Origin of the sequence: Chryseobacterium sp. ERMR1:04, assembly GCF_001297705.1 — a bacterium.
GTDB lineage: Bacteria > Bacteroidota > Bacteroidia > Flavobacteriales > Weeksellaceae > Chryseobacterium.
The window spans coordinates 488949-500702 of sequence record NZ_LIRF01000007.1; the positions used below are offsets into that span (position 1 = coordinate 488949).

The following is an 11754-nucleotide window of genomic DNA, read 5'->3' on the forward strand; positions in this document are numbered from 1 at the left end:
TTTTGTGGTTGAAAAAATAAAAAATCAAATTAACTCATTTTCGTAAATTAGCGCTGTGAAAAATAAAAATTTGATTTCTGTTGTAGGACCCACCGGAATTGGAAAAACAAGATTGGCAATTGATTTAGCTCAACATTTCAGTACCGAAATTATTTCTTGTGACTCGCGCCAGTTTTTTAAAGAAATGAAGATTGGTACTGCTTCACCATCGCAAGAAGAATTGGCGGAAGCACCTCATCATTTTATTGGAAATCTTTCGGTTGAGGAATATTATTCGATCGGACAATATGAGGAAGATGCCTTAAAAAAACTTAACGAACTTTTCAAAAAATATGATACTGTCATTTTAGTTGGCGGAAGCATGATGTATGAAAAAGCGGTGATTGAAGGATTGAATGATTTACCTGAAGCTAATGAAGAAAACCAAAGCAAGCTCCAGGAGATTCTAGATAACGAAGGAATTGAAAAATTGCAGGAAATCCTGAAAGAACTCGATCCTGAATATTTTGCAGTGGTAGATTTTCATAATCACCGAAGACTTTTCCGATCTATTGATGTTATTTGGCAGACCAATACAAAATATTCTGAATTAATTGCTGTTTCACAAGATTCCAGAGATTTTAATGTGATCCGAATCGGAATTGAAGCTCCCAGAGAAGAACTGTATGACAGAATCAATAGGAGAGTGGATATGATGATGGAGAAAGGCTTGCTGGAAGAAGCAAAAGGTCTGGAAAAATTTAAAGGATTGACTGCTTTAAACACCGTTGGCTATGCAGAATTATTTAAATATTTTGATGGAGAATGGGAATTGGATTTTGCAGTTTCTGAAATCAAAAAAAACAGCAGAAGATATTCGAAACGTCAACTGACTTGGTATAGAAAATCGGATGATATTCACTATTTGCAATTGGGTTATTCTCAGGAGGATTTTGATGGTTTGATTGGATATATTAATCAGGAAATTCAAAAATAAATACAGCGTACATTTTGTCATTCCGTAGGAATCTCTGCAATAATTTTAAATGTTGCTTAGATTCCACGCTTCACTGCGTTTCGCTCTGAATGACAACTTTGTGGAAGATTTTTTACAACATTTTTTGTCATTCTGACAAAGGAAGAATCTCTACACATTAAAATAGATTCTTCACTTCACTTTGTTGCGTTCAGAATGACAGAGTGGGTAAATATCAGCGTAAAATTTTAATTGGTAAAACAAAAAAGTGCGATCCCGAGAGACCGCACTTCAAACAATATTAATTTAATTGACTACTTCCAACCGCCACCTAGAGCTCGGTATAAATCTACAATACTGCTTAATCTCTGTCTTTTTACGGATGCAAGATTCAGTTCAGCTTGTAAAGAATTTCCCTGAGCTGTAATTACTTCCAGGTAATTTGCCATTCCGCCTTTATAAAGCATTTCGGCACTTTTAATTCCGTTTTTCAACGTTGCAACTTGTTCGGTTGCTTTTTGTTCCTGAACTTTTAAACTTTCATTAGAAACTAAGGCATCAGAAACTTCACCTACTGCATTCAAAACAGATTGACGGAACGCTAACACGTTTTTCTCTCTCTGAATTTTAGCAACATTTAAATCGGTTTTCAATTGTCTTTTCTGGAAAATAGGTTGGGTTAACCCTCCTAATACAGATCCGAACAATGAAGCGGGAATCTGAAACCAGTTATCAATTTTAAATGAATTTACGCCACCGTTTGCTGTGATTTTCAATGCCGGATACATATTTGCCTGAGCAATTCCTACCATTGAATTGGATTCCAACAACACCAATTCCTGTTGACGAACATCCGGACGACGACTTACCATTGCTGCAGGAAGTCCTGTAGAAATATTTTGAGGTAAAGAAGTGTCAGACATTTCGATGGTTCTGTTCACTTTATTTGGATTTTCACCCACTAAAATGCTTAATGCATTTTCCTGAATGGCAATGTTTTGTTGCAATTGCGTGATTAACAGTTCTGTTGATTGCTTTTGAGCTGTTGCCTGCTGAACACCCAACGAAGTGGTATCACCACTTTGCCACATCTTTTCAGTGATAGACAACGTGTTATTGCTTAATTCTAAATTTGATGTTGCAATATTTAATTGTTTATCAAGCATCAATAAATTATAATAACCCTGAGCAATTGCTGCCACAACTTGTGTCTGGATTGCTTTTGTAGCTTCGTAAGTTTGCAGATACTGCATTCTTGAAACCTCTTGCTGATTTTTAATTTTCCCCCAAATATCCGCTTCCCAAGATAAATTAAAGGCTGCATTATAATCTTCAACATGGTTTTGTCCTAAAAATAAATTAAGACTTTGTCCGTTCATGCTGTTTTTAGAAGGCTTCGAGATTTGTCCCGAAATAGCGAAACCAACATCCGGATATTGAAGATATTTTGCCTGTTTTAGTTTTTCCTGTGAAGAAGCAACTTGTTTTAGAGCAATTTGTAAATCGTAGTTATTTTTAATTCCTTTTTCAATCAAACCCTGTAACATAGGGTCGCTGAAAAATTGTTTCCATTCCAGGTTGGCAACACTTGCGGTATCCGCAGTTGCTGTGTATTGGAATTTCTCTGGAAGCTCAAGGGTTGGTTCTGCATATGCCAATTTGGAAACACACGAAACCGAGCCTAAAGCCAATATAAATGTGAGAAATATATTCTTTATTCTTTTCATATGGAGATATTTATTTTTATTAAAAGGTCATATGTAATCGCTGGATTTTATTGAAATTTTCATTTCCAAATGATGGCGATTTCATAGTTTTTAAATAAATTTTTAATTGAATACAAAACTTTGAGAGTTCTTATTTTATGCAAAGAAGTCTTTAGTAGGAGAAAATACTTTGCTTTTTATGATATTAGTTTGAATAGTTGCTTCTCTATTTTTTTTAAACCCATTGATTTCACAGATTTTCACAGATGATTGTGGTTATTTGTGTTGTTTGTGGTTTAAAAATATTCTCAAAGTTTTGTAAATCATTTTTTATTAATGAGCAGATGCTAAAAGTTCTTCCTGTTGTTTTTGTTTTAGCAATCTTTTATTTTTTCTGCTTGGCATTTTTTCATGCAGATATTGGAAGATCACATACATCACCGGAATGATGAAAATTCCGAATACAACTCCTGTAAGCATTCCTCCTACGGTACTGTAACCGATAGAGTGGTTACCTTGCGCGGAAGCTCCTTGAGTCCAGATTAGTGGAAGCATCCCAACGATGAAGGCAAAAGAGGTCATTAAGATTGGTCTTAAACGTAATCTTGAAGCCTGAAGTGCAGATTCAATGAGTGATTTCCCTGCTTTTCTTCTCTGAACCGCGAATTCTACAATAAGGATCGCATTTTTCGCTAATAGTCCGACGAGCATGATTAATCCCACCTGAACATAAATGTTATTATCAATTCCTGCTAATCCTGTGAAAGCAAATACTCCAAAGATTCCTGTAGGTATTGTTAAAATTACAGCAAACGGAAGGATATAACTTTCATACTGTGCTGCCAATAGGAAGTACACAAATAAGATACTTAACATGAAGACGAATATCGTTTGTCCACCTGTTTTGATCTCTTCACGGGTAATCCCTGTCCATTCGTAACCATATCCTCTTGGAAGAGATTTTTTGGCTACTTCTTCAACAGCTTTAATAGCATCTCCGGTACTGTAACCAGGTTTTGGAGTTCCGTTAATGGTAACAGCGTTGAATAAGTTATTTCTTGTCACTGTTTCCGGTCCAAACGTTCTTTTTAGAGTAACCAATGTTTTGGCAGGAACCATTTCTCCAGATTTATTTTTTACATAAATACCTTCCAGAGAGTTAACATCCTTACGGTAAGGAACATCGGCCTGAGCCATTACCCTGTAGTATTTACCAAATCTGTTGAAATCTGATACAAAGCTACTTCCGTAGTAAATTTGCATCGTCTGCATCAATTCTGTTACAGAAACTCCCAATTGGTTGGCTTTATCTGTATCTACATCAATTGTATATTGTGGATTTCCTGCGGCAAATGTTGTAAAGGCAAATGCAATTTCCGGACGTTTCATTAACTCTCCGATGAATGCCTGAGTAGTTGTTCCCAATTGTTCAAAAGAACCGTTGGTTTTATCCTGAAGCATAAATTCAAAACCGGAAACGTTACCAAATCCCTGAATAGTAGGGAAGTTGAAGAAGAAAGCATTGGCATCTTTTACCTGGCTCACTTTTCCTGTTAAGGTAGCGGCAATCTCGTTTGGATCTTTCATATCACCACGTTTGTCATAATCTTTAAGTTTGATGAAACCTGCAGAATATGGCGATGCGTTGGCGTTACTGATGAAGTTCATTCCGTCTGCAACCCAAAGGTGATTGGTAGCCTTTTCACCATTGATAATCTTATCGATCTGTGCAGTCGCTCTGTGCGTTCTTTCTAATGAACTTCCCGGAGGAGTATTCACTGCGTATAATACAAACCCTTGATCTTCAGTAGGAATAAATCCTGTTGGTGCTTTTTTAATTAAAAAGACACTTGCTGCAGTGATAAGCATTAAACCTCCTACAGCTACCCATTTATTTTTAATTAAAAATTTAAGACTGTAGATGTATTTTCTGGTCATGTTATTGAAGCTTGCATTGAATGCATTGAAAAATCTTGCTCCAAAACCTTTTTTGTGACCATGCTCACCATGTTCTCCCTGAGGATCATTCAAGAACATTGCACATAAAGCGGGGCTTAATGTTAATGCATTTACAGCAGAGATCAGGATCGCAATTACTAACGTAAAGGCAAACTGTCTGTAGAAAACTCCTGCGGGTCCTTGCATGAAACCTACGGGAATAAATACCGCACACATTACCAAGGTAATCGAAATAATTGCTCCTGAAATTTCACTCATAGAGTTTGTGGTAGCTTGTTCCACAGGCATTCCTGTCTGCTCCATCTTAGAATGGACGGCTTCTACCACTACAATGGCATCATCCACTACAATACCAATGGCGAGTACTAATGCGAACAAGGTCAACATATTAATACTAAATCCAAACAATTGCAGGAAGAAGAAGGTACCAATAATCGCAACCGGAACGGCAATCGCCGGAATTAATGTCGATCTGAAATCCTGAAGGAAGATAAATACAACAATAAATACAAGAACGAATGCAATCACAAGAGTTTCTACCACCTGATGGATAGACGCATCCAAGAAATCCTTGGAATTATACATGATGATCGGTTCCACTCCTTTTGGAAGTGTTGTCTTAAGTTGATCAACTTGTTTTTCAATTTCAGTTAAAATTTCATTTGCGTTAGAACCTGCAGTTTGAAGAATTGCAAATCCGGCAACCGGTTTTCCGTCTACTCTGTTGGTTGCAGTATAGGTATAAGAACCAAATTCTACTCGCGCAACATCTTTTAATCTTAGGAATGATCCGTCGCTATTTGCTTTAATGGCAATGCTTTCGTAATCTTCCCCTTTATTTAGTTTTCCTTTATATTTAAGGATATACTCATAGGTTTCCTTACTTCCCTGTCCAAGACGTCCCGGAGCAGCTTCAAGGTTATGATCTTTGATGGCAGCAAGAACTTCCTGTGGAGAAAGGTTGTTGGCTGCTAATCTATCTGGTTTTAGCCAAATACGCATTGAGTAATCTCTTGTTCCGAATACCTGAGCCTGAGCAACCCCCGGAATACGCTGAATCTGTGGGATTACGTTGATTTTAAGGTAATTCTGAAGGAATAACTCGTCATATTGTTTTGGGTCATCACTGGATAATCCCATAAACATGATCATACTGTTTTGTACTTTTTGAGTAGATATTCCGGCCTGAACAACCTCTTGTGGAAGCTGGCTCATTGCTTTTGATACCCTGTTTTGTACGTTTACCGCAGCATTATCAGGATCTGCTCCCTGCTTGAAAAAGACACTCAGTGTCATGGTTCCGTCGTTACTTGAATTTGAGGTCATGTAGGTCATGTTCTCAACTCCGTTCACGGCTTCCTCAATTGGGGTAGCTACTGAACGTGCGACTACCTCGGCATTCGCTCCCGGATAAAATGCCGTTACCTGCACACTTGGTGGAGCAATATCCGGAAAGAGGGCGATCGGTAAATTAAAGAGAGACAGCGCCCCCAATAATAGAAGTATTATGGAGATGACCGTTGAAAGTACCGGTCTTTCTATAAATTGTTTTAACATAAGAAGTTTATTTATTTAAGTCTTCTGTATTAGTAAAGATGTCTACAAAGGTTTTGCTTTGAACAGGCTGTCAGAAGAGATGGCTTTCGGTTGTATTGAAGCACCGTCTTTTAAGCTGCCCAATCCTGTATATACAATCTTGTCGCCTACAGAAATTCCTTCAGAGATGAAGTAATAACTATCTGTTTTTCCAGAGATGGTTACTGGTTTGCTGGTTACTTTTTTATCCTTTCCTAGGATATATACATAGGTTTTATCCTGAATCTCAAAAGTAGATTCCTGTGGAATGATGACCACATTGCTAAGAAGTTGAGGTAAACGTACTCTTCCTGTGTTACCTGTTCTCAAAGATCCTTGAGCATTAGGAAATACGGCACGTACGCTGATGGCTCCTGTACTTTTATCAAACTGTCCGTCCACAATACTCATTTTACCCTTTTGAGGATACGTACTGTTGTCTGCAATCACTAAATCTACCATCGGCATGTTTCTTAGTTTTTCTTCTAGGGTAGCTCCGGGATATTTATTTTGAAAAGCAATAAAATCAAGTTCACTTAAAGAGAAGTAGGCATAGATCTCGCTGATATCAGATAATAAAGTCAAAGGACTAGGGTCTGTTCTTGAGATTAAACTTCCTTTTTTGTAAGGGATTCTTCCGATATAACCGCTTACTGGAGCTGTAATTGTGGTGAATCCTACATTAATTTTAGCACTTCCAATAGAAGCTTTTGCCTGAGATGCGGCGGCAACAGCGGCTGCATAATTTGCTTTTGCTGTTTTCATTTGTACATCAGAAACAACTTTAGCAGCTACCAGGGGTTGAAGTCTGTCAACCTCCACTTTAGCTTTTTGGATATTGGCATTGGCAACTTGTAAATTAGCCTGCGCCATATTCATTTGTTCACCATATGCTCTTGAATCTATTTTGAATAAAGGTTGTCCCGCTCTTACAAAAGAACCTTCTTCCACGTATATTCTATCTAGATAACCGTCTACTTGTGATCTTATTTCTACATTGTTTTTCCCTTCTAATGCTGTCGGGAATTCCTGATATGTCGTAGCTGGAGAGGTGATCACGGTGTAAACCGGCAATTCTGGTGCAGGAGGAGCTTGGTTACCACCTTCAGCTGCCTTCGTGCAATTTTGTAAAAGGATAATACTAGAGATAAGTACAATAATCCTTGTTTTTCCAGGTATTTTCATTTTAAGTTTAAATTTTTAATGAAGTATTGAATTAAATATGATTGTTTTTGCTTATTTCTCTGTTAATTTTTCTAACGGTGTTAATATTTTGTTCAAAAAAAATTACAGAATTATTAATTTGGGGTTAAATGATTATGCTCATAATTGGTATTGTTTTTACTATTGTTTTAAGTATATAAGAAGAATGATGTGGTGTTATTTTTCCTAACAGTGTTAATGATAAGGGAAAAAAATAGCAAGAATTAATGTTATGAAATCGTTTTTCATTTTAGAAGTTTTTCTTTTTTAGTTTAAAAAAAAATTGAATAATGTTAATTATTCCATGTTACTTTTCCTAACGGTGTTAATTTTTAGTTCAAAAAAAAGTTACAAAGATTTAACAAAAGCTGAAACAGTTTCATCCAATGTTGTTTTGTTCATCGTAGTAGGAATATCGTCATTTCTCATCATCATAATAGAGATTAAACCATGAACTGCAGAAAATAAAGCGTGAGACATATGACAAGCATTATCAGGATTAGATCCATTTTTCTTGATAATCTCATATGTACAATCGTAGATCATGTCCTGGAACGAAGAAAACTCTTCTTTCATAAGACCTTTTCCGCTGCATTGCATTCCCAACCCAAACATTAATTGGTAATACTCTTTATTTTTAAAAGCGAATTTCCAGTAAGCATCAACAATAGCAGTTAATTGTTCTTCCGGAGTTTCGTTTCTTTTCTGAGCTTTTAGTAATTCTATATGTAAGCAATGAAAACCATTCAAAGAAATTTCATACAAAATTGCTTCTTTGTTTTCAAAGTAATCGTACACCACGGGAGCACTATACTCTATAGCATCTGCTATTTTCCGTATTGAAAGTGAAGCCCAACCCTCTGTTTTAGCCAAAGTGAATGCAGCCTGCAAAATATTTGCACGGATAGATTCCTTTTCTCTTTGACGACGTTCGTGTAAGCCCATTATTATTTTTTACTAACAGTGTTAGCAAAACTACAAAGATTTAGGTATATCTTCCAAATGTTATTTTGCTTTTAATTTTTACCTAAAGGTTTTAGAGAACTTATAAAGAGGCTGAATGCTTGTAGAATGAGGGCTTTAAGTAATTAATTTGAAATTATTGTAAAAACTGATGTGTTTAATAGTCTGCTTCAATGAGATCATTATTATTTTAGAATACACAACTTCCTGCTTCAAGCTTCCTTATTATATACCAAAAGAAATTTTTATCTTTGTGGCTAAATAAAAAAGATATGAATACTCCCTCAAATATGTTGGCATTAGGAACAAAAGCTCCTTTTTTTGAGCTTCCAAACCCGTCAAAAAGTAACGAAATTCAGTCATTGGATGAGTTAAAAGGTGAAAAAGGAACATTGGTGATCTTTATGTGTAACCATTGTCCGTTCGTTCTTCACGTGATTGATAAGTTGAATGAGTTGTATGAAGACTATAATGAAAGAGGAATAGAGTTCATCGCTATCAATGCCAATAATGTTGAAAAATACCCGGCAGATTCTCCGGAGAAAATGATCGAATTCCAAATCGAAAGAAATTTTGATTTTCCTTATTTATATGACGAGAGCCAAGCGGTTGCAAAAGCATACGAAGCGGCATGTACCCCAGATTTTTATTTCTTTGATGATAAGCTAGACCTTATCTATAGAGGGCAAATGGATGATTCTAGACCTGGAAATAATAAAGATGTTACAGGAGAAGATCTAATTATTGCTTTTGAAAATCTTTTGTTGGGTGAACCTCAGGAAGATATTCAAAGACCGAGCATGGGATGTAATATCAAATGGAAGTAGTTGTACATTATCACTAGATAATTTTACTCACAAAATACAATCCGTTCTATTAGTAGAACGGATTTTTTTATTTGTTATTGGCAATCTTATTGTTAGGTACTTTTTTAAAAGTTATCCACAATACTATTCACGGGTTATCCACATTTGTTTGTTGATAAGTGTTCGATTGTGGAAAGTATGAATTATTTTTATCGATAAATTATTAGTAAGTCTTAATTTTAAAAATATGATAATTAATAGATTACCGAATATATTAAAAGTTATCCACAATTTTATCCCCAGACTTATCCACAATAATAATATGCTAAAATGTAGCTTTGGTTTTTGGGGTATCATCAATTTTAAAATCTACCTTCATTTTATTGTGAGAGTAATTCTTAATAAACTCAGAAGGGGTTTTTTCGGTATATTTTTTAAACATCCTATTAAAGTAGGTTACATTGTTAAAACCACAGCTGTAGCTACATTCTGAAATGCTTTTGTCTTGCGTCATCAATAAACAAGCTTTGTTGATACGGTATCGGTTTACAAATTCTGTAAAAGTAATTTGGGTTGCCTTTTTAAAAAAATTGCAGAAGGCGGGTAATGTAAGGTTGGCCAGTTTAGCAACATCATCAATGTTGATCTCCTGATCATAATGGTGTTCTACGTAGGTAAAGATGTTTTCCAGACGGGTTTTATTTTTTGAGATAATCGTGTAGGGCATGATTTCTTTATTCAAGAGTTCATAGTCTTTAGATTTAGAAAGTTCAAAAAGAATGTCTAATAATAATAGGTATCTTTTATAACCTTGCGATTCCAGCATTAATTTTAGTTTGGGAAGTATCGCCTTTTTGATTTTATTGTGAAATTGAATCCCATACTTTGAAAGTTCCAATAAATCTTTGATAGATTTTGCTCCCACTTCCTGCTCGGGAAATTGCAGAATTTCTTCTTTAAACTGTAAAACAATTTCTTCATGTGGATCAATTGAGTTTAATCCGAATCCGGAGTGCGGAATATTGGATCCAATAAGAACTAAATCTCCATTAGAATAATTGCTTTTATGATACCCAACATGGCGGGTTCCACTTCCTGAAATTACGCATACCAGCTCGATTTCCGGATGGTAATGGTACTGCCATTTAAATTCAGAAATAGGGGAGTTATTATGCAGTGTACGAAATGAGCTTTTCTCGTTGGGGATGATTCTTTCAAAACTGACTTTCATTCAATTAATGGTATTTAAGCTATAAAAATAATAATTATATTAATATAGTTCAAATATTTGTTTACTATGTTAAATTAACGTTAAGTCAAATACTTATATCTTAGCTGACAAGAAATAACACAATGAAAAATTTTAACATAAAAGCGGTTCTATTTTTAAATTATTTCGTTTTTGCAATTCTATTGAATTCTGTAGGAACGGTAATATTACAAATGCAGCAAAATTTCGGAATTTCGAAATCTTCTGCCAGTGTTTTGGAAGGTTTTAAAGATCTTCCGATTGCAATTTGTTCCTTTATTTTGGCATCATTCCTACCCAAAATAGGAATTAAAAACTCTATGCTTATCGCACTTTTTTTGGTGAGTTGTATGTGTTTTATAATGCCATTTTCAAATGCTTTTTGGTTTTTCAAAGTGCTTTTTGCAATCGTAGGAGTTTCTTTTGCGTTAATAAAAATTTCTGTTTTTACCTCAATTGGGTTAGTAACAGACACTGATAAGGAACATTCAAGTTTTATGGGCTTCCTGGAAGGTTTCTTCATGATCGGGGTATTAGCGGGAAATGTACTTTTCAGTTTATTTATTGATGATCATAATCCGAAATCAACAGCGTGGCTCAATGTATATTGGGTGTTGGGTATACTTTCGGTATTGTCATTCTTGTTTCTTTTCTTTTCTAAATTAAATGAAAGTGAAGCAAAAAGTGAAAAAACAGATTTACTGGGCGATATTAAGAACAGCATCAGTTTATTCAGTTATAAAAAAGTATTGTTCTTTTTACTGTGTGCATTTCTTTTTGTATTGGTAGAACAGAGTTTTCAAACATGGACCCCTACTTTCTATAAAGAAATATTAAAAGTTCCTACTTCAATGAGTATTCAGGCGGGAGCGGTTTTAGCAGGAGCCTTTGCGCTAGGGAGATTTTTATCCGGATTTTTCTCAAAAAAATTCAGCTGGATCTACGTTGTTTCCTTTTGTGTGGTGGGCTTTGCAATAAGTATTTTATTGGTATTGCCTTTAACGCATAATGTTCATATCACTACAGGAACCAATTGGTTGAATGCTCCGCTTGTTGTATATCTGTTTCCATTGATGGGAGGTTTGTTAGCGCCTATTTACCCGAGTATTAACTCTGTAATTCTGGCTTCTATTCCTAAATACTTACATAGCGCAATGGCAGGTTTGATCGTTGTTTTTTCTGCAATCGGAGGAACAATCGGCTCTATCATTACAGGTTTTGTCTTTGAGAAGTTCAGCGGGCAGGAAGCGTTTTATCTATCGTTAATCCCTCTTTCTTTACTGATCGTTTCGGCTATTATCATGAGTAAATTAAAAATAAACCCTAAAAAATAAACAT

General features: G+C 35.4%; 8 protein-coding genes. 3 read left to right on the plus strand and 5 right to left on the minus strand.

The features are described from left to right. Positions 1-55 precede the first annotated feature (55 nt). The gene (gene miaA / locus AMQ68_RS16925; RefSeq protein ID WP_054511781.1) at positions 56-976 is read left to right on the plus strand and encodes a tRNA (adenosine(37)-N6)-dimethylallyltransferase MiaA; all 921 of its coding nucleotides are present in this window, start codon (positions 56-58) and stop codon (positions 974-976) included. A gap of 293 nt (positions 977-1269) precedes the next feature. Here miaA and AMQ68_RS16930 read toward each other — a convergent pair whose 3' ends face one another. From AMQ68_RS16930 to AMQ68_RS16945, 4 genes are all read right to left on the minus strand, one after another. Further along, positions 1270-2682, minus strand: coding sequence for an efflux transporter outer membrane subunit (locus tag AMQ68_RS16930; RefSeq protein WP_054511782.1), 1413 nt, complete (start codon positions 2680-2682; stop codon positions 1270-1272). Positions 2683-2994: 312 nt separating this feature from the next. After that, positions 2995-6177, minus strand: a complete 3183-nt coding sequence (locus AMQ68_RS16935) for an efflux RND transporter permease subunit (RefSeq protein ID WP_054511783.1) — start codon at positions 6175-6177, stop codon at positions 2995-2997. Positions 6178-6219: 42 nt separating this feature from the next. After that, entirely contained in the window at positions 6220-7380 is a 1161-nt protein-coding gene (locus AMQ68_RS16940; protein WP_054511784.1) for an efflux RND transporter periplasmic adaptor subunit, read from the minus strand. A 366-nt stretch (positions 7381-7746) separates the two neighbouring features. Beyond that, a complete protein-coding gene (locus AMQ68_RS16945) occupies positions 7747-8343 on the minus strand; it encodes a TetR/AcrR family transcriptional regulator (protein ID WP_054511785.1) in 597 nt (198 codons plus the stop codon). A 290-nt stretch (positions 8344-8633) separates the two neighbouring features. On the opposite strand from AMQ68_RS16945, the gene AMQ68_RS16950 reads away from it, so the two are divergent. Beyond that, complete coding sequence (locus tag AMQ68_RS16950) at positions 8634-9188, plus strand: thioredoxin family protein (RefSeq protein WP_054511786.1); 555 nt, start codon at positions 8634-8636, stop codon at positions 9186-9188. A gap of 304 nt (positions 9189-9492) precedes the next feature. Here AMQ68_RS16950 and AMQ68_RS16955 read toward each other — a convergent pair whose 3' ends face one another. Then, the gene (locus AMQ68_RS16955) at positions 9493-10398 is read right to left on the minus strand and encodes an AraC family transcriptional regulator (protein ID WP_054511787.1); all 906 of its coding nucleotides are present in this window, start codon (positions 10396-10398) and stop codon (positions 9493-9495) included. Positions 10399-10520: 122 nt separating this feature from the next. On the opposite strand from AMQ68_RS16955, the gene AMQ68_RS16960 reads away from it, so the two are divergent. Beyond that, on the plus strand, positions 10521-11750 hold the full coding sequence (locus tag AMQ68_RS16960) for a sugar MFS transporter (protein ID WP_054511788.1): 1230 nt from the start codon (positions 10521-10523) through the stop codon (positions 11748-11750). The last annotated feature ends 4 nt before the right edge of the window (positions 11751-11754 follow it).